We start from the raw sequence: 24,632 nt of genomic DNA, 5'->3' as shown, positions 1-24,632 counted from the left end.
TCCGGCTCAGTCGAGGGCAATCACTCGATCTCGACCGTCTCTGCCGGCGCCGGTGGCGGCAGTGCGTCGCCTTCCGGGAACTCGAGGACCACGTCGTCCTTCTCGTTCAGGTCGACCGTCACGCGGCCGCCGTTGACCAGGCGGCCGAACAGCAGCTCGTCGGCCAGCGCCTTGCGGATCATGTCCTGGATCAGGCGTGACATCGGACGCGCGCCCATCGCCGGATCGAAGCCCTTCTGGCCGAGGAACTTGCGCAGCTTCTCGGTGAAGACCGCTTCGACCTTTTTCTCGTGCAGCTGCTCTTCGAGCTGCATCAGGAACTTGTCGACGACGCGCAGGATGATGTCCTCGTCCAGCGCGCGGAAGCTGATGATCGCGTCCAGGCGGTTACGGAACTCCGGCGTGAACATGCGCTTGATGTCGGCCATCTCGTCGCCGGTCGCACGCGAATCCACGAAGCCCAGCGAACGCTTGGTCAGGCTTTCGGCGCCCGCATTGGTGGTCATGATGATGATCACGTTGCGGAAGTCCGCCTTGCGGCCGTTGTTGTCGGTCAGGGTGCCATGGTCCATCACCTGCAACAGGATGTTGAAGATGTCGGGATGGGCCTTCTCGATCTCGTCCAGCAGCAGCACGGTGTGCGGCTTCTTGGTGATCGCCTCGGTCAGCAGGCCGCCCTGGTCGAAGCCGACGTAGCCCGGCGGCGCGCCGATCAGGCGCGACACGGCATGACGCTCCATGTACTCGGACATGTCGAAGCGCACCAGCTCGATGCCCAGGATGAAGGCCAGCTGTTTCGCCACCTCGGTCTTGCCGACGCCGGTCGGACCGGAGAACAGGAAAGAGCCGATCGGCTTGTCGGTCTTGCCCAGGCCCGCGCGCGCCATCTTGATCGCGGCCGACAGCGCCTCGATCGCCGGGTCTTGGCCGAACACGACGTTGCGCAGGTCGCGGTCGATCGTCTGCAGCTTGCTGCGGTCGTCCTGGTTGACCGTTTGCGGGGGAATCCGCGCGATCTTCGCGATGATGTCCTCGATCTCGGTCTTGCCGATGGTTTTCTTCTGCTTCGACTTCGGCAGGATGCGCTGGGCCGCGCCGGCTTCGTCGATCACGTCGATCGCCTTGTCCGGCAAATGACGGTCGTTGATGAAGCGCGCCGCCAGTTCGGCCGCGGTCGACAGCGCCGACGCCGAGTATTTCACGCCATGGTGCTCTTCGAAGCGCGACTTGAGGCCGCGCAGGATCGCCACGGTCTGCTCGACCGACGGTTCATTGACGTCGACTTTTTGGAACCGGCGCGACAGCGCATGGTCTTTCTCGAACACGCCGCGGAATTCGGTGAACGTGGTCGCGCCGATGCACTTGAGCTGGCCATTGGCCAGTGCCGGCTTGAGCAGGTTCGATGCGTCGAGCGTGCCGCCCGAGGCCGAGCCGGCGCCGATGATCGTGTGGATCTCGTCGATGAACAGGATGCCGTTCGGGGTGTCCTTGATCTGCTTGAGCACGGCCTTCAGGCGCTGCTCGAAATCGCCGCGGTACTTGGTGCCGGCCAGCAGCGCGCCCATGTCGAGCGAGAACACGACGGCGTTCTGCAGGATCTCGGGCACGTCCTCCTGCACAATGCGCCAGGCCAGGCCTTCGGCGATCGCGGTCTTGCCCACGCCGGCCTCGCCCACCAGCAGCGGGTTGTTCTTGCGGCGGCGGCACAGGATCTGGATCACGCGGTCGACTTCTTCCTCGCGTCCGATCAGCGGATCGATCTTGCCGTCGGCAGCCGCCTTGTTCAGGTTCTGGGTGAACTGGTCCAGCGGCGACTCTTTGGCCTGGCCTTCGACCTGCGCTTCTTCCACGCCTTCGGACGCCTTCTGGGTGTCCATCTGCTGGTCCTTGCGCACGCCGTGCGAGATGAAGTTGACGACGTCGAGACGGGTCACGCCCTGCTGGTGCAGGTAGTAGACGGCGTGCGAATCCTTCTCGCCGAAGATCGCGACCAGCACATTGGCGCCGGTCACTTCTTTCTTGCCGTTCGAAGCCGACTGCACGTGCATGATCGCGCGCTGGATCACGCGCTGGAAGCCGAGCGTCGGCTGGGTGTCGACCTCGCCCGTGCCTGGCACGGTCGGGGTGTTGTCACCGATAAAATTAGTCAAGGTCTTGCGCAGGTCTTCGATATTGACCGCGCACGCACGCAGGACTTCGGCGGCCGATGGATTATCGAGTAGCGCGAGCAGCAGGTGTTCCACGGTGATGAACTCGTGGCGTGCCTGTCGTGCCTCGACAAAGGCCATGTGTAGGGATACTTCAAGTTCCTGCGCAATCATACTTCCTCCATCACGCACTGCAGGGGGTGCCCGGCCTTGCGCGCATGCGTTAAGACAAACTCCACTTTGGTACACGCTATATCTTTGGAAAACACCCCACACACACCCTTACCATGACGGTGAACAGAGAGCATGATCTGGGTTGCGGTTTCGCGATCCTTGTTGAAATACTCCTGGATCACGGCCACCACGAACTCCATCGGCGTGTAGTCATCGTTCAGTAGCGCCACCTGGTACAGCGGAGGCGGTTTGATGGTCTGCCGCTCAAGCAGTTGTTCAGTATCGTGCTTCGTTGCCATGGGGTTATTCTAATACTTCCGAGGTTGGTGCCAAGCGTAAACATCAGCTCGTTTTCTGGTGCTTCCATCTTACGCGTTTTCGGATATTTGCGCAGATGGCGTTCCGATTGCGGAAATCAAGACCGTGGATGGGTTGGTCCGGAAATATTTGGCAATGGGCACGCAAAAGCGCTTGACTTCAGTGATTATTCCACCAACAATGCAGTTATTGACATTGTACTTATGTACTTGTTGATAAGAAGTGAGCAGGCTGAGGAGGGGGCAAGAAGCTTCTTGCTTTTATGGCTCGTGTGATTTGTTAAATTTGAAAGTTCTTTTATGGCAACTGGTACTGTTAAGTGGTTCAATGATTCCAAAGGCTTTGGCTTCATCACTCCTGATGACGGCGGCGAGGATCTGTTTGCTCACTTCTCCGCGATCAACATGAACGGTTTTAAGACCCTCAAAGAAGGTCAAAAAGTCCAATTCGAAGTCACGCAAGGCCCTAAAGGCAAGCAAGCTTCCAACATCCAGGGTCTGTAATCTCTCCCCTCCCGGAAGCAAGGAACCCCGCGCATGCGGGGTTTTTTTTCGCCTACCGGTCGTGCCCTTGTTCATGCGTCCAGCCGCTCTCGCGCACGAAGGCCTGCGCGTCGGCGAGAATCGCCTGCAATTGCTCGTCGCTCACCGCATCGAGCGTGCCCGCGAGGCTGTTGCGCTGGATCGCCTCCAGCGCCTCGTCGTAGCGGCGCACCAGCGCCGCCGCACGCTCGGCCAGGTCGGGCGGGAGCACACCGGTCGCGGCCGCCGCGCGCAAGCGCTCCGGATCGGCATGCCTCTGAAACGCATACATAAAACGTCCGATTCTCTCGTATTTGGCTTGGGTGATCGATGCTTCGCTCACGGCCTCTCCTCATGCGAATTAAATGACGCCTACATGTTTTCGATCATGACCTCGCCGAAGCCGGAACACGACACCTGGGTCGCCCCTTCCATCAGGCGCGCGAAATCGTAGGTCACCTTTTTCGACACGATCGCCCGGCCCATCGCCCCGATAATCAGGTCGGCCGCCTCGCTCCAGCCCATGTGGCGCAACATCATCTCGGCCGACAGGATCAGCGAACCGGGATTCACGTAGTCCTTGCCCGCGTATTTCGGCGCCGTGCCGTGGGTCGCTTCGAACATCGCCACCGAATCGGACATATTCGCGCCCGGCGCGATGCCGATGCCGCCGACCTGGGCCGCCAGCGCGTCGGAGATATAGTCGCCATTCAGGTTCAGCGTGGCGATCACGCTGTATTCCGCCGGACGCAGCAGGATCTGCTGCAGGAAGGCGTCGGCGATCGAATCCTTGATCATGATGTCGCGCCCGGTCTTCGGGTTTTTCACCTTGCACCACGGACCGCCGTCGAACAGCTCGGCGCCGAATTCCTTCTGCGCCAGCGCGTAACCCCAGTCGCGGAACGCGCCTTCGGTGTACTTCATGATATTGCCCTTGTGGACCAGGGTCACTGAAGGCTTGTCATGGTCGATGGCGTACTGGATCGCCTTGCGCACCAGGCGCTCGGTGCCTTCGCGCGAGACCGGCTTGATGCCCAGCCCCGAGGTGCCAGGGAAGCGGATCTTGTTGACGCCCATTTCTTCGGAAAGGAAGGCGATCAGTTTCTGCGCGCCTTCGGAGCCGGCTTCCCATTCGATGCCGGCGTAGATGTCTTCGGAGTTCTCGCGGAAGATGACCATATCGGTCTTTTCCGGCTGCTTGAGCGGCGACGGCACGCCGGCGAAGTAACGCACCGGACGCAGGCAGACATACAGGTCGAGTTCCTGGCGCAGCGCAACGTTGAGCGAGCGGATGCCGCCGCCCACCGGCGTCGTCAGCGGGCCCTTGATCGAGACCACATAGTCCTTCAGCACGACGAGCGTCTCGTCCGGCAGCCAGGTGTCCGCACCGTAGCGCTGCGTCGCCTTCTCTCCGGCAAAGATTTCCATCCAGCTGATCTTGCGCGCGCCGCCGTAGGCCTTGTCCACCGCCGCGTCGACCACCTTGATCATGACCGGCGTGATGTCCACGCCGGTGCCGTCGCCCTCGATATAGGGAATGACCGGATTGTCCGGGACGTTCAGGGTGAAGTCGGCGTTGACGGTGATCTTCCGGCCAGCGGCCGGGACGGTGATATGCTGGACCATCCATTCCTCCAGTTAAGGCGGCGGCCGGCGGTGCGAACTGGCTTACAATGACGCCCGGCATGCCGCCACGAGACATCGGCGTGCCCTGCATTATGCCTCAGCTATCCTCATCCGTTCACACGCTTTCCCATGCCCCTGATTCTCTTTAACAAGCCATTCCAGGTCCTGTGCCAATTCTCGCCGCAGGAGGGCCGCGAATCGCTGGCCGATTATCTCGATATTCCAGGTATTTATCCGGCCGGCCGGCTGGACGCCGACAGCGAAGGCCTGATGCTGCTGACCGACGACGGCAAGCTGCAGCACAAGATCGCCCACCCCGACCACAAGGAAGCCAAGACCTATCTGGTGCAGGTCGATGGCGTGCCGGACGCCGCCGCGCTGGCGCGCCTGCAGGCCCCGCTCGACCTGGGCGACTTCGTCACCCAACCCTGCCGCGCGGTGCGCATCGCCGAGCCCGAGTGGCTGTGGCCGCGCAATCCGCCAATCCGCGCGCGCCAGGACAAGCCGACCGCGTGGATCGCGATCACGCTCGAAGAAGGCAAGAACCGGCAGGTGCGGCGGATGACGGCGGCGGTGGGCTTCCCTACCCTGCGCCTGGTGCGCAGCAGTATCGGGCCGTTTTCGCTGGCGACGCACCCATTGATGCCGGGTGAATATACCGAGGTAAGGATGTGAAAAAACCCGCCGACCTCACGGTGCGGCGGGTTTTTTACTGACGCTTCAGGTTTACACCAGCGATTGCAGCGCGGCGTTGAAGGTCGCGCTCGGACGCATCACCGCGCCCACCTTGGCTTCGTCCAGCTTGTAGTAGCCGCCGATGTCGGCAGGTTTACCCTGCACTTCCAGCAGTTCGGCAACGATCTTGGCTTCGCTCTCGCCCAGCTGCTTGGCCAGCGGCGCGAACTTGGCGGCCAGTTCGGCATCCTCGGTCTGCGCGGCCAGCTCTTGCGCCCAGTACATCGACAGGTAGAACTGGCTGCCGCGGTTGTCGAGCTCGCCGGTCTTCGGCGATGGCGACTTGCGGTTGTCCAGCAGCTTGCCGGTGGCCGAATCGAGGGTCTTGGCCAGCACCTTGGCCTTGTTGTTGCCGGTCTTGATGCCGAGGTCTTCCAGCGACACGGCCAGGGCCAGGAACTCGCCCAGCGAATCCCAGCGCAGGTGGTTTTCTTCGACCAGCTGCTGCACGTGCTTCGGCGCGGAACCGCCGGCGCCGGTTTCGTACATGCCGCCACCGGCCATCAGCGGCACGATCGACAGCATCTTGGCGGACGTGCCCAGTTCCATGATCGGGAACAGGTCGGTCAGGTAGTCGCGCAGGATATTGCCGGTCACCGAGATGGTGTCCAGGCCGCGCTTGACGCGCTCGAGCGTGTAGCGCATCGCGCGCACCTGCGACATGATCTGGATGTCCAGGCCGCTAGTGTCGTGCTCCTTCAGGTAGACCTTGACCTTCTTGATCAGCTCATTTTCGTGCGGACGGTACGGATCGAGCCAGAACACGGCCGGCATGCCCGAGTTGCGGGCGCGGGTCACGGCCAGCTTGACCCAGTCGCGGATCGGCGCGTCCTTGACCTGGCACATGCGCCAGATGTCGCCCTGCTCGACGTTTTGGCTCATCAGGACTTCGCCGGTGGCGAGGTCGGTGATGTTGGCCACGCCGGCCTCGGGAATCTCGAAGGACTTGTCGTGCGAGCCGTACTCTTCGGCTTGCTGGGCCATCAGGCCGACGTTCGGCACGGTGCCCATGGTCTTCGGATCGAAGGCGCCATGCCATTTGCAGAAGTTGATGATCTCCTGGTAGATGCGGGCGAAGGTGCTTTCCGGGATGACGGCCTTGACTTCCTTCAGGCGGCCATCGGCGCCGTACATCTTGCCGCCGGCGCGGATCATCGCCGGCATCGACGCGTCGACGATCACGTCGTTCGGCGAATGGAAGTTGGTGATGCCCTTGGCCGAGTCGACCATGGCAAGTTCAGGACGGTGTTCCTGGCAGGCGTGCAGGTCGCGGATGATTTCCTCGCGCTGCGACGACGGCAGGTCGGCGATCTTGTTGTACAGGTCGGCCATGCCGTTGTTGACGTTGATGCCGAGGCTGTCGAACAGGGGGCCGTGCTTTTCGAAGGCTTCCTTGTAGAACATGCGCACGCAGTGGCCGAACACGATCGGGTGCGAGACCTTCATCATGGTCGCCTTGACGTGCAGCGAGAACAGCATGCCGGTCTGGTGCGCGTCTTCGATCTGGGCTTCGTAGAAGTCCAGCAGGGCCTTGCGGCTCATGAACATCGAATCGATGATCTCGCCGGCCTGCAGGGCGACCTTCGGTTTCAGGACGATGGTCTGGCCGCTCTTGGTGACCAGTTCCATCTTGACTTCGCGCGCGGCGTCGAGGGTCATCGACTTTTCGCCGTGGTAGAAGTCGCCATGGGTCATGTGCGAGACGTGGGTGCGCGACGCCTGCGACCATGGGGCCATCGAATGCGGATTCTTGCGCGCGTATTCCTTGACGGCGCGCGGTGCGCGGCGGTCCGAGTTACCTTCGCGCAGGACCGGGTTCACCGCCGAGCCGATGCACTTGCCGTACTTGGCCTTGATGGTTTTTTCTTCGTCGGTCTTCGGATCGGCCGGATAGTCGGGGATGTTGTAGCCCTTCTCCTGCAGTTCCTTGATCGCGACCGTCAGCTGGGTGACCGAGGCGCTGATGTTCGGCAGCTTGATGATGTTGGCTTCCGGCGTGAGCGTCTTCTTGCCCAGCTCGGCCAGCGCGTCGGGCACGCGCTGTTCCGGAGTCAGGTTCTCCGGGAAGGCGGCCAGGATGCGGGCCGCGACCGAGATATCGCTGGCCTCGACCGTGATGCCGGCCGGCTTGGTGAAGGTGCTGACCACAGGCAGGAAGGCGTGGGTCGCCAGCAGCGGCGCCTCGTCGGTCAGGGTGTAGATGATGGTCTGATCACTGCTCATGCACATTTTCCTCGGTAGTCGCGAACGCTGTCGCGAGTATAAAACTGACAATTGGCCACAGGCCAAGACCTTGGCGCTCCGCCTTGGCGCTCCGCGCTGATGCCGGACATTCTACCCCTCCGGACTCCGGGATGGCAGATCGCAAAGGAGTGATCACATCCACCCTGCGGCGTCGCGGTCGGCGCCGCAAGTCTTCTATAAGACATAAGACGCGCCATATTATGCCCGAGCTTTGCGCGGCTTACCAGTTTTTAAGCGTTCGACAACCCAGGACGTGAAAAATGAAGCACCAAGCAAAAAAACCCGCCAGGACCGAAGTCGGGCGGGTCTTTCCAACTGCACAGAACTTTGCCGTCGCGGCCCATCGGGCCGCGTCGCAAACGGGCTATTAAGCCGACAGTGCTTTCAGGGCTGCAGCCAGGCGGCTCTTGTGACGCGCTGCCTTGTTCTTGTGGATGATCTTCTTGTCAGCGATGCTGTCGATCTTCGACACGGATTGCTGGAAGATGGTGGTCGCGGCAGCCTTGTCGCCAGCCTGGATGGCTTTGCGGACGGCCTTGATTGCGGTGCGCAGGGTCGAACGCTGCGACGAGTTGTGTGCGTTTTGCTTAACTGCTTGACGAGCGCGTTTGCGCGCTTGTGCGGTATTTGCCATGGAATTTCCTAAATCGGGGTCAAGTTGCGTTTGCAAACATTAGCGACTGTCAAACTGGCGCCGGGGTTGGCTATGCGGTGCCTGCCCAACGATTAGTGTCTGCTAACAGAATTCAGTACAGCCCACGATTATAGCGAAGGTTTCAATTCGGAGCAATTCATAATTCAAAGATTGTCGGTTTACTGTGCCTTTCGGAGCACCGTCCGATACCTGTCATTCGTGTCCGTACGGACGAGTTGCCCAAGTATAATCTTGCGCCATGAACCTGCTCAGAACCCTCGCCGCCATCTCCAGCATGACCATGCTGTCGCGCGTCACCGGCCTGCTGCGCGAAAGCCTGTTCGCGCGCGCCTTCGGCGCCTCGGCCTATACCGATGCCTTCATCATCGCCTTCCGCCTGCCGAACCTGCTGCGCCGCCTGTTCGCCGAAGGCGCGTTCTCGCAGGCCTTCGTGCCGATCTTGTCGGAATATAAAACCCAGCATGGCGAAGGGGCCACCAAGACCCTGGTCGACCACGTCGCCACCGCCCTGATCTGGGCCACGGTGCTGACCAGCATCGTCGGCATCGTCGGCGCCCCGCTCCTGATCACGCTGCTCGCCGGCGACCTGCGCGAGACACCCGGCGCCTACGACGCCTCGGTGATCATGACGCAGATGATGTTTCCGTACATCGCCTGCATGTCCTTCGTGGCCCTGGCCGGCGGCATCCTGAATACCTGGCGCCAGTTCAAGGTGCCTGCTTTTACCCCTGTGTTGCTGAACCTGTCCTTCATCTTCGCCTCGCTGGTGCTGGTCAACTACCTGGAGCAGCCGATCTATGCGATGGCGATCGCGGTCTGCATCGGCGGCCTGCTGCAGGTGGCGATCCAGATTCCTTCGCTGGTCAAGATCGGCATGTTGCCGCGCATCTCGCTCAACCCGATGCACGGCCTGCGCGACGCCGGCGTGCGGCGCATGCTCAGAAAGATGGGCCCGGCCGTGTTCGCGGTGTCGGCGGCCCAGATCAGCCTGCTGATCAATACCGGCATCGCCGCCAGCCTGGCGGCCGGCGCCGTCTCGGCCCTGCAGTATGCCGACCGCCTGATGGAATTCCCGACCGCGATGCTGGGCGTGGCCCTGGGCACCATCCTGCTGCCGTCGCTGTCGAAAGCCAATAGCGAAGGCAATACCGAAGAGTATGCGGCCCTGCTCAACTGGGGCCTGCGCCTGACCTTCCTGCTGGCGCTGCCGGCGGCGGTGGGCCTGGCGACGCTGGCCGAGCCGATGATCGCCACCCTCTTCCACTACGGCAAATTCGACGATGCCGCGCTGGCCAACTCGGCCATGCCCCTGATGGCCTACAGCGCCGGCCTGCTCGGCATCATTCTCGTGAAGATCCTGGCGCCGGCCTTCTATGCGCGCCAGGACGTCAAGACGCCGGTGCGCATCGCGATCATGGTGCTGTTCGCGACCCAGCTGATGAACCTGCTGTTCGTGTACCTGCTCGACCTGGGCGTGGCGGGCCTGGCCCTGTCGATCGGCCTGGGCGCCTGCATCAACGCCACCTGCCTGTACGTGGGACTGCGCCGGCGCGGCATCTATGCGCCGCAGCCGGGCTGGCTGACGTTCTTCATCAAGCTGGCCGTCGCGGTCGGCGTGATGGGGCTTCTCGCCTGGTTCGGCCAGGCGCAGTTCGACTGGGCGGCGATGAAGGCGACGCCGGCCCTGCGCATCGGCGCCCTGCTCGCCATCATCGGCGCCTGCGCCTTCGCCTATTTCGCCGTGCTGGCCGTGCTGGGCTTCCGGCCGCGCGACTTCCGGCGCCGCGCCAATTGATCAGGACTTGTACTTGACGTTGCAGCCGTAAGGACGGGTGGTGGCCTGGGCCACGTTCCCGCCCTTCACGACCGCTTCCATCGCGGTCTTGAACAGCGGACTGGCCTTCTCGATGTCTTCCAGCTTGGCCGACGCGATGCTGTCGATGCCGCCCGCGTAACGCAACACGCCTTTCGCGTCGATCACGTACATATGCGGCGTGGTGCGCGCATCGTACGCCTTGCCGACCGTGCCTTGCGGGTCGAGCAGCACCGCGCTAGGTGCGGCATTGCGGCTGGCGGTCAGTTCATCGGCCTTCTTGCCGTCCACATGGCCCTGCTCGCCCGGCGCCGACGAGATCACGCTCAGCCACACCACGCCGGCATCCTGCGCCTGCTTCTGCAGGGCCGGCATGTTCGCCTGGTAGTGCTTCTTCACGTACGGGCAATCGTGGTTGGTCCATTCCAGCACCACGACCTTGCCCTTGTAGTCGGCCAGGCTGTGCTGCTTGCCCTTGCTGTCGACGGCCGTGAAGGCGGGGGCCGGCTGGCCGATGGCGGGCGCGGCGAACGCCGGCGCCGCAGCGGCGCCCAGCAGCAGGGCGGCCATCGATACCGTGGTGCGCAGCATGGCGCGACGTGGGGAAGCTTTCATGATCTCTCCTTGTGAGTAAATGATTACTGCTCGAACGACTCGGTGACGATGGACTGGGTCAGCACCGGCGGCAGGACCACCGGCTCTTTCCCGGCCGGGTAGAAGGCATAAAACGGCAGGCCGTCGCGCTGGAACGATTGTAAAAACGCCGTGATGGCGGGATCGCGGTTGGTCCAGTCGCCCTTCATGTAGACCACGCCGCGCTCGCGCATGGCCTGCTGGACGGCGGCCGTCGACAAGGTCGTGCGCTCGTTGACCAGGCAGGTGATGCACCAGGCGGCGGTCATGTTGACGAATACCGGTTTACCTTCGGCGCGTAGGGCTGCCAGGCGCTCGGCGCTGTAGGGTTCGGCCTGCATGGACTGCGCAGGGCTTGCTGCGGCCACCGGCCCGGCGCCATGCAGCGCGGCCATCAGGCCCACGATGCCGGCCACGCCGGCCACTGCCGCCCCGCGCGGCCACCAGCGCTTCCTGGTCCCATGCTGGCCGAGGCCGACCAGCCAGGCCACCAGGCCCACCAGCACCAGCCCGGCGAGCGCCATGCGCAGGCCTGCCTCGCCCGCCTGCTGGGCCAGCACCCACAGCAGCCAGGCGGCCGTCGCATACATCGGGAAGGCCATCGCCTGGCGCAGCGTCACCATCCACGCGCCGGGCCGCGGCAGGCGCCGGGCGAGCGCCGGGAACATCCCGAGCAGCAGGAACGGCAGGGCCAGGCCGAGGCCCATCGTCGCGAACACCACCAGGCTGACGTAGGCCGGCGCCACCAGCGCCGAGCCGATCGCGGCGCCCATGAACGGCGCGGTGCAGGGCGTGGCCACCACCACCGCCAGCAGGCCGGTGAAGAAGCTGCCGGCATGGCCCTTGCGCTCGGTAAGCCCCTGGCCCGCGCCGGAAAGCGCGCCGCCGATGTCGAACACCCCGGACAGGTTCAGGCCGATCGCCAGCATCAGCCAGGACATCGCCGCCACGAACAGCGGCGACTGGAACTGGAAGCCCCAGCCGACCGCGCTGCCCCCCAGACGCACGGCCAGCAGGGCCAGGGCCAGCGCCATGAAGGCGGCCAGCACGCCAAGCGTATAGAACAGGCCGGACAGGCGGACCGCGCGCCGGTCGCTGCCCGACATGGCGGCCACCGCCGTGGCCTTGATCGCCAGCACCGGGAACACGCACGGCATCAGGTTCAGGATCAGGCCGCCCAGGAAGGCGAACAGCGCCATCTGCCACAGCGGCAACGTGGCCGGCGCCTCGGTGGCGGGCGCGGGAGCGGCGGCTGCCGGCGTGAGCTCGAGCGCGAACCAGCGTTTCTGTCCCCCGCCGTCCGTGATCGCCAGCAGGCCGGCGGATGGCCCCGGCGTGTAGCCCTGGCCCTTGGTCGTCGCCAGCGTGAGCCTGCCCTCTTCCACCGTCAAGGCCTGGTCGGCCACGTGGTCGACGACGCCCCAGCTGTCCGGGAAGTACAGCGCCGATCGCACGGATGCCGGCGAAATGCCTTCGCCCTCGACCGCCAGTTGCAAGGTCGATTCGCCGGCGCTCACCGAGGCGCGCCAGGCAGATGGCTGCGGCTGGCGCGCGTCGGCGCTCTTGAAGGCGGCCAGGATCCCCGCGCTGGCCGGACGTGCGCTCGCCTCGACCGGCAAGGCCAGGCGGAACTTGCCTTCCTCGGGAATGCACTCCTTCTCGCACACCACCCAGTCGGCATCGGCCTCGAGAACCAGCTGGCTGCCGGGCCGCGCATCCCGCGGCACTGTCAGGGTCATCGGAAACACGATCTCGTTCTCGTAGCCGTAGCTGGCGACCGGACCGATGATGAAGCGGTCGGGGCCCGGCCAGGCGATCTCGCCGACCGTGGCGCCTGGCGGCGCATTGAATGTGATGCTCGGCGGCGAACCGGCGTCGCCGGGATTCTTCCAGTAAGTGTGCCAGTGCGGCGCCAGGCGCTGGCGCAGGCCGATGCGCAACGCCTGGCCCGGACTCACGGCGGCGTATTCGCTCACCAGCGACACCGTGGCGCGCGGGCTTTGCTGCACATTGCTCTCTGTCGCCACGGCCAGCGCCGGCGTCAATACGAGAGACAGTGCAGCGATCAAGGTGCGCCAGGAAGACCGGGCGGCGGTTAGAAAAGATCCGGGCATCAGTTGCTAATGCGTGGGTCAATCAATGGGTTCGACGGTCGGTGACAAAGCTAACACGTTCCCGCGTCGCCCGGCAATCATCCCGATACTGTAAAGACACCGATTCGCATCCTGACTTTCGGCACATGCGGACCTTCGCGCGGCTTCGGATAATCGCCCCACTCGCAGCGCCTCGGGGGCGCCGCGATTCAACCAGAACCGGAAAAACAACCATGCAAAAATTCGTCCATGCCGCCGTCCTCATCGCCATTCTCGCCGTCGCCGGCGCCGCACGCGCGCAGGAGCGCGGCTACATCGGCCTCGCCGTCGGGCCTTCGAAAGCCAGCGTCACCAACGGCGATGGCCAGCGTGTCGACCGTGACAACGACGTCGTCGCGTTCAAGGGCTATGCCGGCTACGACTTGAACCGGCACCTCGCCATCGAGGGCGGTTACGCTGGCACGACGGGCAAGCTCCGCTTCGACGGCGCGCGCTTCGGCGTGGCCACCGATCCGCGCGCCGACATGAGCGCCCTCTATGCGGCGCTGCGCGGCAAGGTCGCCGTCGGGGCATCGGTCGACCTGTTCGCCAGGCTTGGCGTGGCGCGCAACCGGTTCGAGCTCACCGGCGCCGGCGCGCAAGACTTCCACGTGACCGCCGTCAAGCCGATGGTGGGGGCCGGCGTCGCCTGGCGCGTGTCCGACCAGGTGGCGCTGACGGCCGAGCTGGAACACTACGGCCGCGTGCGCGAAGGGAACCGCCGCTTCGTCCAGAACCGCGCGCAGCTCGGCGTCCAGTTCGGCTTCTGATGGCGCCGGCAAGAACGAGCAGACTTTCCTCAGTGCATCTGCGAAAATACTGCTCCCTTTCCCCATGCGAACAATGATGCCCGCGCCCACCGCCCCCAGCATGCCGCATATTCCACCCTGGGCGTTCGCCGGCGTCGCCGCGCTGCTGTTCGCGGTCCTGGACATCGCCGCCGTCCTGGCCGCCGGCGTGGAGCGGGCGCCGCTGCACAACCCGATCGGCCTGGCCGCGCTGGCGGCTGTCGTCGGGACGCAGGACTGGCTGGCCTGGACTGGCGGCGCGCAGCGGCCGGCCGTGTTCCAGTGCTATGCGATCGCCAAGACGGCGGTGGCCGTGCTTGCCGTGGCGGCGGCCGCCGCCGCCTGCGCGGCCCGCCTGCCACGGCGGCGTGCGGCGCTGCTGGCGCTGCAGATGGCATGCGCGCTGGCGCTCGATTCCACGCCCTTCCACCTGCTGGTGGCCGTCCAGATCGGCATGCTGCTGCCGCTGCGCACGGCGCTGGCGTGGCTGGCCATCCAGTACCTGCTGGGCGCCGGCGTCGATCTGCTGCTGGTGCTCGACCTTGCGCAGCGCCAGGCGCAGCCGGCGCAGTGGTCGCTGCTGGGTTACCTGTGCGCCGAGCGCGCCGTCGTCGTCGCCGGCTTCGCCGCCGTCGGCCGCCTGGTCCTGTACGAGCGCCGCACGCGCCAAGCGCTGGCTGCCGCCCATGCCCAGGTGCTGGCCACCCAGTCGCTGCTGGCCGACACCGTGCGCGGCAGCGAGCGCCTGCGCATCGCACGCGACCTGCACGACACGGTCGGCCACCACCTGACGGCCCTGAACCTGCATCTCGACCTGGCGCTGCGCCAGGCCGGGAGCGCCGCCCCGCCTGCCCTGCCGACGGCGCGCGCCGTCAGCCAGGATCTGCTGGCCCAGGTGCGCGGCGTGGTCACCAGCACGCGCGACGACCGCCCGATCGACCTGGCGCAGGCCTTGCGGATGCTGTGCGCGGGGCTTCCGGCCTTGAAGGTCGACCTGCGCGTCGACGCCGCAGCCGCATGCCAGCCGACGCCGGTGGCGCACGCGCTGTTTTGCTGCATCCAGGAAGCCATCACGAACACGCTGCGCCACGCGCAAGCAAGGCGTCTGGACATCGTCCTCGAGAACCGCGACGGCATGACGGTTGCCCGCGTCGCCGACGACGGCTGCGGCAAGCCCGGCGCCGCCGAAGGCAACGGCCTGCGCGGCATGCGCGAGCGCCTGGCCGAACTGGGCGGCACGCTGAGCTGCGGGCCCGATGAGGGCAAGGGATTCAGGCTCGAGATGCGCGTGCCGCAGGCCGGGAGCGCGGCATGATCCGCGTTGGCCTGGTCGACGACCAGACCCTGGTGCGCAGCGGCATCCGCGGGCTGCTGGACCTGACCGACGACATCCGCGTGGTGGCGGAAGCGGCCGACGTCGACGCGGCGCGCGCGATGCTGGCCACGCACGCGCTGGACGTGCTCCTGCTCGACGTGCGCATGCCGGGCTGCGACGGGGTCGACCTGTTGCGCCGCCAGAGCGCCGCGCTGCCGCCGACGATCATGTTGACGACGTTCGACGACGACGCGGTCCTGTTCGAGGCGATGCGCTTTGGTGCGCGCGGCTTCCTGCTGAAGGACATTTCGCTGGAACGGCTCGCGGAGGGCCTGCGCGCCGTGGCCGGCGGCGCCACCCTGTTCCGGCCCGGCATGACGGAACGCGTGCGGGCATCCTACCAGCGCACGCATGGCGCAACAGCAGCCGCCGGCGCGGCCGGGCTGACGCGCCGCGAAATCGAGATCCTCGCCCTGATGGCCGGCGGACTCAGTAACGCCGAGATCGGCGCCGCCCTCGGCGTGAGCGAGGGCACGGTCAAGAACCACGTGTCGAGCATCCTGTCCAAGCTCGGCGTGCGCGACCGCGTGCGCGCGGTCCTGCGCGGCATCGAGCTCGAACTCGTCTGACGCCGCCTAGGCTGGCGACGCGGCTTGTTCCGCCGGCTCGGACTCGGGCTCGGGTTCGGGTTCGGGTTCGGGCTCGGCTTCCAGTGCGGGTGCGGGTGCGGGCGGCGGCGGCGCCACGGCCGGCGCCGGTTCCTGGACCGATGGCGCCGGCGGCACGCCCGGCCCGCCCGACTGCGTCGTCGGGACGGCAGGCGCCAGGCTGCGCTCGCCCGCGCTGAAACGCCACTCCGAAATCATCTCCTTGTTGTCCAGGCCCTTGAAGCGGCTGTCGAAGTTCGCGATCTTCAGCGGCCTGGCGGTCGACAGGCTGTGGATGGCGACCACGCCGGTCTCGCCGCTGCCCAGGTAGACGATGCCCCACTCGGCCTTGCCGGTCAGCGGATCGACGTAGACCTTGCGCAGGTGGCGCCGCACGGCGGGCGAGCGCGGGTCTTTCAGCAATTCGGCCAGCGATGGCGGATAGGGCGAGCCGCCGCGCGGCGTGGCGGCGGCGTAGCTGTCGAGCGCGGCGCTGAAGGCGGCGCCGATTTCCAGCAATTCTTCCTCGGCGGCGGCGCGCTGCAGGAGCGCGCCGATCTTGAGCGTGGCCGCCCCCACCAGGCCGATGATGGCCACGAAGATGATCAGGCCGAGATAGGTGAAGCCGGCCTGGCGGCGCGCTTTCACTACCACTCCAGATAGGGACGCCCGCGCCGGTCGTTGCCGGGCGCGCCGCTGCGCAGGTTGGAAAAGCCCCCCTGCTCGCCGTCCTGCGGCGCCTCGAGTATCCAGGTCTCGCGGCTTTCGGTGACCGGGTCGAGCGGGATCTCGCGCAGGTATTTTTCGTCGACCAGCTGCTCGAGCGATTCGGGATAGCGGCCGGTGTCGGAGCGGTACTGGTCGACCACGGCGCGCGTATTGCGCAGGTTGTCGGCCAGGATGGTCTCTTTCGCGCCGTCGATGCTGGGGAAGAAGCGCGGCACGGCGAGCGTCAGCAGCAGGGCCACGATGCCCAGCACCACCAGCAGTTCGATCAGCGTGAAGCCGCGCCGTGTTCTCATCGGGTTCACCATTTGTTGTAGGGGATGCCGTTCAGGCCAATGCGCTGCGAGGTCGAATACACGTCATAGACGTCGTCGCCCTCCTTCGGCTCGTCGGGCTCGCTGGCGTAGCTGCGCTTGCCCCAGGTGGCGGCGTCCGACAGCTCGGCATCGGGATTGAAGGGGTCGCGCGGCAGGCGCCGCAAAAAGTAGATGTTGGCCTGCTTCGGGCTGCGCAGGTCGGGCACGCCTTCGACCAGCAGCTCCAGGCGTTCCGGGTAGCCGCTGGCGTCCGCCGCCTTGCTCACGCGGCCTTCGTCGCCGGCCTTCTTGTAGGCGTCCAGGCCGGCGCGGATCTCGCGCAGCGCGCGCCGCAGTTCCTGTTCGTCGCGGCGCTGCACGGTGACCTCGGCCACCGGCAGCACCAGGGTGCCCAGCAGCGCGAGGATGGCCAGCGTGACCAGCAGTTCGATCAGCGTGAATCCAGGGGCTGCGCGCCGCGCCTGCACGTTCATCGCTGCGGGATCGGCGGATTGACGCCGGGCGGATAGGCGGCCGGGACGACCTCGGGTTCGGGCGCCGGCGCAAGCTCGGGCGGCGGCGCCGGCGCGCCCGGCGGCGCCGATGGCGGCGAGCCCAGTTGCGGCGTGGCCGGCAAGGCGGATGGCGGCACCGAGAAGCTCGGGGTAGCGTCCGGCGGCGGCGCGACCGGGGTCGTTTCGACCGCCGGCGCCGGGGCTGGCGCGCGGATCGGCGATCCCGTGACCTGCACCCGCACCACGTTGTCGGGCCGGCGGCGGAAGCTGGCCTCGGTGCCGGCGCCGAATTCCGACGCCGACGCCGGCGGGCGCTGCACGGCGCGCACGATGCGCGGCGTGATCGACAGCACGATCTCGGTGCGGTCGCGCTGGTCGCGCTGGCTGCCGAACAGGCGGCCGACCACCGGCAGCTCGCCGATGCCCGGCACCTTGCTGCCGCTGCTGCGGTCTTCATTGCTGATCAGGCCCGCCAGCACCTGGTTCTCGCCATCCTTCAGTTGCAGGAGCGTGTTGGCCGAGCGGGTGCCGATGCGGTAGGCCACGGTGCCGCTGGTGGTGCGCACCGATTCGCCCAGGCTGCTGACCTCGAGCCCGATGCGGATCGCCACCTCGTTGTTGAGGTAGATGGTCGGCTCCACGTTCAGCGTCAGGCCGACGTCGATGTAGTTGATGTTTTCGGATGCGAAGCCGCCGATGCCGGACGACACCGTGGCCGAGATGTTCGGGATCTTGTCGCCGATGACGACCTTGGCTTTCTCCTTGTTGCGCACGCGGATACGCGGATTGGCCAGGGTATTGGTGTCGCCGTCGGTCTTGTTGGCGTTGAGCGACGCGCCGATGCCGCTCACTTCGATATTGCTGCTGTTGAAGTTGCGCAGGTCGTCGATCGTCAGCGGGGCGCCGTTCAGCGTCTGCAGCGGCGTGAACGAGAGCCCCGCCGGCCAGGCGATGCCGAGGTCCATCACGCTGCTGCGGCGGATCTCGAGCACCTCGACGTCGAGCATGACCTCGGGCTCGGGCACGTCCTGCAGGGCCACCAGCTGGGTGGCGATGCGGATCGCTTCCGGGTTGTCGCGCAGGATCACCAGGTTCAGCTTCTCGTCCACCACCACGTCGCGCGCCTTGAGGATGGTCTTGAACGTGTTGGCGATGCTCTTGGCTTCGGCATTGGCCAGGAAGAAGGTCTTGACCGTCATCTCCTGGTATTCGCGGACCTTGGCCGCCACGTTCGGGTAGATCAGGACCGTGTTGCCATCCATGACCTGGCGCTCGAGCTGGTTGGTCATCAACAGGTAATACACCGCCGCCTCGACCGTGCTGTTCTTGAGGAAGATCGAGGTGCGGGTATCGGCCTTGACGTCCTTGTCGAAGATGAAGTTCAGGCCCGAATGGCGCGCGATGACCTCGAACACCTGCTTGAGCGGCGCCTCGCGGAACTCCAGGCTGATGGGCTTACGGTAGCTGGCCGCCAGCGCCGCCTGGCCCTTCGGCGCGGCGGCGGCCTTGGCGTCGACTTCCTGCATCAGCTGGCGCGCCGCCTCGTGCGCGGGGCGTTCGGTGAGCACCGCCGCCAATAGTTGCCGCGCGGTCTCGGGTTCGTCCTTGTCAAGGGCGGCGCGCGCTTCGACGATGGCGGCCGCGTGGCGGCGCTCGGCCTCGACCTGGCGCAGGCCGGCGCGGGCGCGGTCGTTGACGGGGTCGATCGCCAGCACGCGGCGAAAATCCTGCGTCGCCAGGTCCACCTGGCCGGCCGCCAGCGCGCGCTCGGCCTGGTCCACCAGGCGCGCGGTGGCGTTGTCGCGCGCGCGCAGGAAGGCCGCCCGGTAGACCGGGTTGTCCGGCTCGGACGCCAGCGCTTCCTGGTACTTGGCCAGGCCGGCGCCCACCTGGTCCCGGGCCACCAGCTCGTTGCCTTCCTGGTAGGCGCGCTGGGCCGCGCAGCCTGCCAGCAGCAGTGGAAGCAGCAGCAGGCCAAGACCTTGAATCCGGGTTCGCACCATCAGTCGAATACTCCAATATTGAGCTGCTGTCGTTGTTCCAGCGGCAGGTAAGTCAGGGTCAGCACCGGTGGACGGATCTCGTCCACGCGGTAGGTGCCATCGATGGTTTCGCCATCCTGGACGAGATAGGTGCGTTCGCCGCGCGCCAGGTAGATTTGCCACACGCCGTCCTGCAGCGACTTGCCGAGATAGGTGAACGGCAGCGGCGGCGCGCTCGGCGGCGGTGGCGGGGGCGGCGGCTCGTTCGATGGCGGCGGTGGCGGCGGCGTCCAGTCATGGCGCGCGAACAGGCTGTTTTCTCCCTCCCCGAAACGGTCGCCGCTGGCGCCGATCAAGGTCTCGCGCGGGATCAGGCGCGCGATGGCCACGTCGTCGCCGGTTTTCCTGATGGCCGGCGCGGTGCTGCGCAAGGGGGGCGTAACAGCCGCGCGTTCGACCGGCTCGGCCAGTTCCGCCTCCGGCGCGTTGTCGCCAAAGACGACCAGGCCGGCGGCCAGCGCCAGCGCCACGCCCATGGCAATGTGGCGCGGCTTCAAGACTTGCTTCCTTCCGTGAGATAGAAGGTCAGGCGCAGGCGCGCCTCGACCCCGGCCTCGCCCACGCTGTCGCGGCGGAAGGCCACGTCGTCCAGCGAGGCATGCGGAATCGCGCGCAGCACGTCCATCGCGAATTCCCAGATCGCGCCATAACTGCCCTTCACCGGCAGGTTGACCTGGTAGGCCACCAGCTTCGCGTTGCGGTCGTTCGTGGCCCGGTATTCGCCCTGGCGCAGCGCCAGGCCGTGGCGCTCGGCCAGCGCGAACACTTCCTTCAACTGACGCTCCACGCCGCGGCGCTCGCCCAGGGTCGCATAGAAGTGCTGCAAATTCTGGTCGCTGCTGGGCGGCGCCGCCGCAGGAACAGGCTGCGGCGGCAGCGGCGTGCGCGCCGCCCGGCGCGCCGCCTCGTATTCCGCGTCCAGTCGCGCGCGCGCCGGCACCAGCGCCGCCTGGACCGCGGCGCCGGCCAGCATCAGCGCCAGCACCAGGGCCACCAGCGGATCGACGCGCGCCAGCAGCAGGCGCGCGCGCAGCAGCAATGCGCCCGTCTTCACGCGCTCTCCCACTGCACGCTGACCTGGAACCGCAGCGGGCGGTTCGGGTCCTGCTCCATCACCTCATGGCGCAGCAGCACCACACTGCTGAACCATTCCTCGGCCTGCAGGCGCGTGATATAGGCCAGCATCTCGTCGCTCGAGCGCGCCTCGGCGCTGATGCGCACCGTGCGCCGCTTCGCGTCCGGTTCCAGCGCCAGCAGCGCGATCGTGTTCGGCGTGGCTTCGCCCAGCGCCGCCGCCAGGTCGCGCCACGGCAGGTTCAGTTGCAGGATGGCGGCATTGACGGCCCCGGCCTGGGTCGGAGACACGGCGATCGGCGCGGCCGGCGGCGCGGCGACTGGCGCCGGCGCGCTGCGCGCGGCCAGCGCCGCCTGCAGATCGCGCACTTCTTCCTGCTGTTCAAAATAGCGCTGGGTCATGAACAGCGCCGGGATGCACAGCGCCAGCACGCCCGGCAGCGTATAGGCCAGGGTCGGCGGCGTGCGAAACAGCGTGCGGCGCAGGCTCGGGGGCGCGAAATCGATGCGGGTGCGCTTCATGCCGGCACCCCGGTGCGGGCCAGGCGCGCCAGTTCCGACCAGTCATCAAGCTGCTCGAGCAGGCTGCAGGCGAATTTCAGCCGTCCCGGACTGCTGGCCCAGGCGGCGGGAGCCGCGCCGGAGAGCTGCAGGCGCTCGGGCCGCGCGATCCCGACCCGCAGCGCTTCGCGCGCAATATGGGATTCGAGCCAGTCGCGGTCGGCCCCCGCCGGGATCGGGGCGCTCCTCACCGCCGCCAGCTTGCGGCCCTCGTAGGCCGCGAGCGACAGCACGCCGCCATGGACCAGGCCGAACCAGGCGCCGGGCCGGCGTTCGCGGCGCCAGGCGTTCATGGCGGCGACGAATTGCGGGCTCACCTCGACCAGGTGGAAACCGTGCTCCCGGGCGGCCGCCGCCAGCGCGTCGAGCAGCGCCACGGGCGCCGCCGCGGCCAGGAAGGGATCGACCGCATCCCAGTCGGCGCTGATCTTCCAGTCGGCGCCGGACGCCCCGAACAGGTGCTGGAAGCGCAGCGCGGCGGCCGCCTCCAGGTCGCCCATGCGGGTGGCGCCCGGCGGCGGCGGCACTTGCCACAGGCGCACCAGCTCGTCGGCCAGCACCACGCTCACCGGCCAGCCCTTGACCGGCAGGTCGGCAAACAGCATCGGGAGGCCACGCGCCAGCGCGTCGGGCGCGAACAGGTCGAGCGGCTGTTCCGACAAGGCCAGCGGCGCGCCGCCGAACAGGCGGCTGGTCTTGACCAGGGCCAGGCCGCCCGCGGCCACGCCCAGGCGCAAGGCTTGTCCGATGGGAGGAAAATGCAGTCTACGCATGCAGGGTCACCCGCTTGATCTCGTCGATCGTGGTGGCGCCGCGCCGCACCAGGTCGAGCGCCGCCAGGCGCAGGCTGCGGGTGCCGTTGGCGTGGGCCGCGGCCTTGATGCGGCGGATCGGCTGCTTGTCGACGATCAGTTCGCGGATCTCGTCGTTCAGGGTCAGGATTTCGGCGATCGAACGGCGGCCCTTGTAGCCGGTGCCGCGGCAGTCGCCGCAGCCCTTGCCGCGCATGAAGACATAGTCCGCCACTTCGTCGCGCGCCAGGTGCACCGAGGCCAGCTCGTGCGCGTCCGGCTCGTAGCGCTCGGCGCAGCGCGGGCAGCACATGCGGATCAGGCGCTGGGCCCAGATGCCGTTCAGGGCCGAGACGAAGGCATACGGATCGATGCCCATGTGGGTGAAGCGGCCGAACACGTCGAACACATTGTTGGCGTGGACGGTGGTGAGCACCAGGTGGCCGGTCAGGGCCGACTGCACCGCGATCTCGGCGGTCTCGCGGTCGCGGATCTCGCCCACCATGATCTTGTCGGGGTCGTGGCGCAGGATCGAACGCAGTCCCTTGGCGAAGGTCAGGCCCTTCTTTTCGTTGACCGGAATCTGCAGGATGCCCGGCAGCTGGTATTCGACCGGGTCCTCGATGGTGATGATTTTCTCGCGCCCGTTGTGGATCTCGGTCAGCGCCGCGTACAGGGTGGTGGTCTTGCCCGAACCGGTGGGGCCGGTCACCAGCAGCATCCCGTACGCCTCCTGGGCCAGCTGGCGCAAGCTCACCAGGGACGGCGCGTCGAAGCCCAGCGCCTCGAGCGTGAGCGCGCCATAGGCCTCGATCATGGCGCGCTTGTCGAGGATACGGATCACCGCGTCCTCGCCGTGGATGCTGGGCATGATCGAGACCCGCAGGTCGATGTCGCGCCCGCCCGCCTCGACCCGGAAGCTGCCGTCCTGCGGCACGCGGCGCTCGGCGATGTCGAGTTCGGCCAGCACCTTCAGGCGCGAGATGATGTGCTCGGCCAGCTCGATGCCGCCCACGGTGGCGGCGTGATCGAGCACGCCGTCGACCCGGTACTTGACGGCCAGCCCGCCGGCGGTGCTCTCCAGGTGGATGTCCGAGGCGCCGGCCTTCAATGCGTCGTACAGCGTCGAGTTGACCAGCTTGACGGCCGGGCTGCCCGCTTCCGACACCGAGGCGAACGACAGCACGGTGCCGGACTTGCCGTCGCGCCGCGCATCCTGGGCGCCGCCCACCAGCGAGTCGACGGCGCGCGCCGACTCTTCCTGCTTCGACAGATAGGCCTGGATGTCGGACTGCAGCGCCAGGCATACATCCAATGGGTTCCTGGCGCTGGCGCGCGCCTGGGCCCCGAGCCAGGTCTGCAGGTCGAGGTCGAAGGGATCGGCCAGCACCCCGGTCAGGCGCCCATCCGGGTGGCGCAGCAGCGCGCAGTGCCGCGACAGCGCCTGGGCCAGCGGCAAGAGTTCGAAGGCCGGCGCCAGCGCCAGCATGGCGCCGGTCTCCATCACCGCGAGGCCGAACGGCGCGGCCAGTTCCTTCACCAGTTCGCGCGGATCGCGCCCGGTCAGGGCTTCGAGCTCGAGCACCAGGCCGCGCCGCGAGACGGCGGCGGCGGCCCGGGCGCGCGCCAGCAGCCCCGTGTCGAAGGGTTCCGCGTTCACGACATGTCTCCCGCCAGGTCGAAGATCGGCATGTACAGCAGCACCACGATGGCGCCCACCACCAGGCCGATGGCCGCCATCAGCAGCGGCTCGAAGGTGCGCGTGAAGCGGTCGATCCAGCGTCCGATCTCGCCATCGTAGAAGGCGGCGGATTGGGTCAGCATCGGCCCCATGTCGCCGGTGCGCTCGCCCACGCGCAGCATGCGCAGCGAGATTGGCGTGGTCAGGCCGTGGGCCTCGAAGGCGTTCGACAGCGGCTGGCCGGCCTCGATCGCGGCGCGCGCCGCGGCCAGGTTGCGCGCCAGGTGGCCTGACACCATCGGCTGCACCGTCTCGATCGCGCCGACGATGGTGATCCCGCCCTCGGTCAGCATGCCCAGGGTCAGGTACAGGCGCGACAGCTCGTAGACGCGGGCCCGCTCGCCGATGCCGGGCAGGCGCGCCAGCAGGCGCGCCATGCCGCCGCTGCGCAGCAAGTGGCGCACGGCGGCGGCCAGGCCGGCCACCAGCAGCGCCGCGACGACCAGGATCGCGCCGCCGTGGCCGGCCGCGAACTGGCCCCAGTCCAGCAGCAGTTGCGACATCCACGGCAGGTCGCGCCCGGCGCCGTGGTAGACCTCGGCGAATTTCGGCACCACGTAGCCGATCAGGAAGGCGCTGACGCCGCCGCCGACCATCAACAGGATCACCGGATAGATCGAGGCGCTGACGATCTTGGAACGCACGGTGTCGATGCGCTGCTGGTAGTCGATGTAGCGCGCCAGCGCGCGCGGCAGGTCGCTGGTGCCTTCGGCGGCGCGCACGATGCCGACGTACAGCGGGGGGAACAGCGCCGGCTGCGCCGCCAGCACGCTGGAAAAGCGCTTGCCCTCGCGCAGGCCGGCCAGCAGGCGCTCGAGCACGGCGCGCGTGGAGGGCGCGGCTTCCTTCTCGAGCAGCGCCTCCAGGCTTTCGACGATGCCCAGGCCGGCATTGAGCAGCGCCAGCAGCTCCTGGCTGAACAGCACGAGGGAGAGCTTGCCGCCCCTGGGGCGCGCCAGCGCCGCGCCGCGCGCCGGCTCGACGGCGCTGACGAACAGGCCGCGCGCCTCGACCTGGCGGCGCGCGTCCTGGGCGTCGGGCGCGTCGACGACGATGTTCGAGATCGACATGTCGGGCGCGAGGGTGCGAACGGCGAACTGCATGGGATGCCCGGCGAGGTTGCGGTGAAGCGAAATAG

24 protein-coding genes are annotated in these 24,632 nt (G+C 67.0%); 6 read left to right on the top strand and 18 right to left on the bottom strand.

The window, feature by feature from the left end:
* Positions 1 to 20: 20 nt before the first annotated feature.
* Positions 21 to 2,321 carry an ATP-dependent Clp protease ATP-binding subunit ClpA gene (clpA, locus tag KY496_RS26545; RefSeq protein WP_071363564.1) on the bottom strand — a complete coding sequence of 767 codons (2,301 nt, stop codon included), beginning with the start codon at positions 2,319 to 2,321 and terminating at the stop codon, positions 21 to 23.
* Positions 2,318 to 2,620: an ATP-dependent Clp protease adapter ClpS gene (gene clpS, locus KY496_RS26540; protein ID WP_005669260.1), complete on the bottom strand. Its 303-nt coding sequence runs from the start codon at positions 2,618 to 2,620 to the stop codon at positions 2,318 to 2,320. The genes clpA and clpS overlap by 4 nt, the downstream gene beginning before the upstream one ends.
* A gap of 318 nt (positions 2,621 to 2,938) precedes the next feature.
* Here clpS and KY496_RS26535 point away from each other — a divergent pair, with 318 nt between their 5' ends.
* A complete protein-coding gene (locus KY496_RS26535) occupies positions 2,939 to 3,142 on the top strand; it encodes a cold-shock protein (protein ID WP_005669258.1) in 204 nt (67 codons plus the stop codon).
* Between the two features lie 52 nt (positions 3,143 to 3,194).
* Here KY496_RS26535 and KY496_RS26530 read toward each other — a convergent pair whose 3' ends face one another.
* A complete protein-coding gene (locus tag KY496_RS26530) occupies positions 3,195 to 3,503 on the bottom strand; it encodes a hypothetical protein (RefSeq protein ID WP_184234462.1) in 309 nt (102 codons plus the stop codon).
* Positions 3,504 to 3,532: 29 nt separating this feature from the next.
* Positions 3,533 to 4,786: an NADP-dependent isocitrate dehydrogenase gene (gene icd / locus KY496_RS26525; RefSeq protein ID WP_219863165.1), complete on the bottom strand. Its 1,254-nt coding sequence runs from the start codon at positions 4,784 to 4,786 to the stop codon at positions 3,533 to 3,535.
* A 129-nt stretch (positions 4,787 to 4,915) separates the two neighbouring features.
* On the opposite strand from icd, the gene KY496_RS26520 reads away from it, so the two are divergent.
* Positions 4,916 to 5,461 carry a pseudouridine synthase gene (locus tag KY496_RS26520; RefSeq protein ID WP_219863164.1) on the top strand — a complete coding sequence of 182 codons (546 nt, stop codon included), beginning with the start codon at positions 4,916 to 4,918 and terminating at the stop codon, positions 5,459 to 5,461.
* A 51-nt stretch (positions 5,462 to 5,512) separates the two neighbouring features.
* On the opposite strand, the gene KY496_RS26515 is transcribed toward KY496_RS26520, so the two are convergent.
* Together KY496_RS26515 and rpsT are read right to left on the bottom strand one after the other, a co-directional pair.
* Entirely contained in the window at positions 5,513 to 7,744 is a 2,232-nt protein-coding gene (locus KY496_RS26515) for an NADP-dependent isocitrate dehydrogenase (RefSeq protein ID WP_219863162.1), read from the bottom strand.
* 388 nt (positions 7,745 to 8,132) lie between these two features.
* A complete protein-coding gene (rpsT, locus tag KY496_RS26510) occupies positions 8,133 to 8,399 on the bottom strand; it encodes a 30S ribosomal protein S20 (RefSeq protein ID WP_005669248.1) in 267 nt (88 codons plus the stop codon).
* A gap of 259 nt (positions 8,400 to 8,658) precedes the next feature.
* On the opposite strand from rpsT, the gene murJ reads away from it, so the two are divergent.
* Positions 8,659 to 10,215 (top strand): murein biosynthesis integral membrane protein MurJ, encoded by a 1,557-nt coding sequence (gene murJ, locus KY496_RS26505; protein ID WP_219863160.1) that lies wholly within the window; start codon positions 8,659 to 8,661, stop codon positions 10,213 to 10,215.
* Here the strand turns inward: murJ and KY496_RS26500 are convergent, their stop codons facing one another.
* A complete protein-coding gene (locus KY496_RS26500; protein WP_184234471.1) occupies positions 10,216 to 10,848 on the bottom strand; it encodes a redoxin domain-containing protein in 633 nt (210 codons plus the stop codon). It lies immediately after the preceding gene.
* Between the two features lie 23 nt (positions 10,849 to 10,871).
* The gene (locus KY496_RS26495; RefSeq protein ID WP_229520377.1) at positions 10,872 to 12,935 is read right to left on the bottom strand and encodes a protein-disulfide reductase DsbD; all 2,064 of its coding nucleotides are present in this window, start codon (positions 12,933 to 12,935) and stop codon (positions 10,872 to 10,874) included.
* A 257-nt stretch (positions 12,936 to 13,192) separates the two neighbouring features.
* Here KY496_RS26495 and KY496_RS26490 point away from each other — a divergent pair, with 257 nt between their 5' ends.
* The 3 genes from KY496_RS26490 to KY496_RS26480 all read left to right on the top strand — a co-directional run bounded on the left by KY496_RS26490 (position 13,193) and on the right by KY496_RS26480 (position 15,730).
* Positions 13,193 to 13,768, top strand: coding sequence for a porin family protein (locus KY496_RS26490; RefSeq protein WP_184234480.1), 576 nt, complete (start codon positions 13,193 to 13,195; stop codon positions 13,766 to 13,768).
* Between the two features lie 100 nt (positions 13,769 to 13,868).
* A complete protein-coding gene (locus tag KY496_RS26485) occupies positions 13,869 to 15,101 on the top strand; it encodes a sensor histidine kinase (protein ID WP_219863157.1) in 1,233 nt (410 codons plus the stop codon).
* Positions 15,098 to 15,730, top strand: coding sequence for a response regulator transcription factor (locus KY496_RS26480; RefSeq protein ID WP_219863155.1), 633 nt, complete (start codon positions 15,098 to 15,100; stop codon positions 15,728 to 15,730). Before KY496_RS26485 ends, KY496_RS26480 begins: the two co-directional genes overlap by 4 nt.
* 6 nt (positions 15,731 to 15,736) lie before the next feature.
* Here the strand turns inward: KY496_RS26480 and KY496_RS26475 are convergent, their stop codons facing one another.
* From KY496_RS26475 to KY496_RS26430, 10 genes are read right to left on the bottom strand one after another with little or no spacing between them, the layout of a single operon-like run.
* On the bottom strand, positions 15,737 to 16,396 hold the full coding sequence (locus KY496_RS26475) for a type II secretion system protein (RefSeq protein WP_219863153.1): 660 nt from the start codon (positions 16,394 to 16,396) through the stop codon (positions 15,737 to 15,739).
* Positions 16,396 to 16,770, bottom strand: a complete 375-nt coding sequence (locus KY496_RS26470) for a type II secretion system protein (RefSeq protein WP_370660068.1) — start codon at positions 16,768 to 16,770, stop codon at positions 16,396 to 16,398. Before KY496_RS26470 ends, KY496_RS26475 begins: the two co-directional genes overlap by 1 nt.
* Positions 16,771 to 16,775: 5 nt before the next feature.
* Positions 16,776 to 17,264, bottom strand: a complete 489-nt coding sequence (locus tag KY496_RS26465; RefSeq protein ID WP_219863151.1) for a type II secretion system protein — start codon at positions 17,262 to 17,264, stop codon at positions 16,776 to 16,778.
* Entirely contained in the window at positions 17,261 to 19,288 is a 2,028-nt protein-coding gene (locus KY496_RS26460) for a secretin N-terminal domain-containing protein (protein ID WP_219863150.1), read from the bottom strand. The genes KY496_RS26465 and KY496_RS26460 overlap by 4 nt, the downstream gene beginning before the upstream one ends.
* On the bottom strand, positions 19,288 to 19,824 hold the full coding sequence (locus KY496_RS26455) for a hypothetical protein (RefSeq protein ID WP_219863148.1): 537 nt from the start codon (positions 19,822 to 19,824) through the stop codon (positions 19,288 to 19,290). Before KY496_RS26455 ends, KY496_RS26460 begins: the two co-directional genes overlap by 1 nt.
* Positions 19,821 to 20,381 (bottom strand): hypothetical protein, encoded by a 561-nt coding sequence (locus tag KY496_RS26450; protein WP_184234498.1) that lies wholly within the window; start codon positions 20,379 to 20,381, stop codon positions 19,821 to 19,823. Before KY496_RS26450 ends, KY496_RS26455 begins: the two co-directional genes overlap by 4 nt.
* A complete protein-coding gene (locus tag KY496_RS26445) occupies positions 20,378 to 20,923 on the bottom strand; it encodes a PilN domain-containing protein (protein WP_184234501.1) in 546 nt (181 codons plus the stop codon). The genes KY496_RS26450 and KY496_RS26445 overlap by 4 nt, the downstream gene beginning before the upstream one ends.
* Positions 20,920 to 21,735 (bottom strand): hypothetical protein, encoded by an 816-nt coding sequence (locus KY496_RS26440; protein ID WP_040777114.1) that lies wholly within the window; start codon positions 21,733 to 21,735, stop codon positions 20,920 to 20,922. Before KY496_RS26440 ends, KY496_RS26445 begins: the two co-directional genes overlap by 4 nt.
* Positions 21,728 to 23,413 carry a GspE/PulE family protein gene (locus tag KY496_RS26435; protein ID WP_219863146.1) on the bottom strand — a complete coding sequence of 562 codons (1,686 nt, stop codon included), beginning with the start codon at positions 23,411 to 23,413 and terminating at the stop codon, positions 21,728 to 21,730. The genes KY496_RS26440 and KY496_RS26435 overlap by 8 nt, the downstream gene beginning before the upstream one ends.
* Entirely contained in the window at positions 23,410 to 24,597 is a 1,188-nt protein-coding gene (locus KY496_RS26430) for a type II secretion system F family protein (RefSeq protein WP_005669215.1), read from the bottom strand. Before KY496_RS26430 ends, KY496_RS26435 begins: the two co-directional genes overlap by 4 nt.
* Between the last annotated feature and the right edge of the window lie 35 nt (positions 24,598 to 24,632).

This window comes from Massilia sp. NP310, assembly GCF_019443485.1.
GTDB lineage: Bacteria > Pseudomonadota > Gammaproteobacteria > Burkholderiales > Burkholderiaceae_D > Telluria > Telluria timonae.
This window is presented reverse-complemented; position numbering and strand designations above follow the sequence as displayed.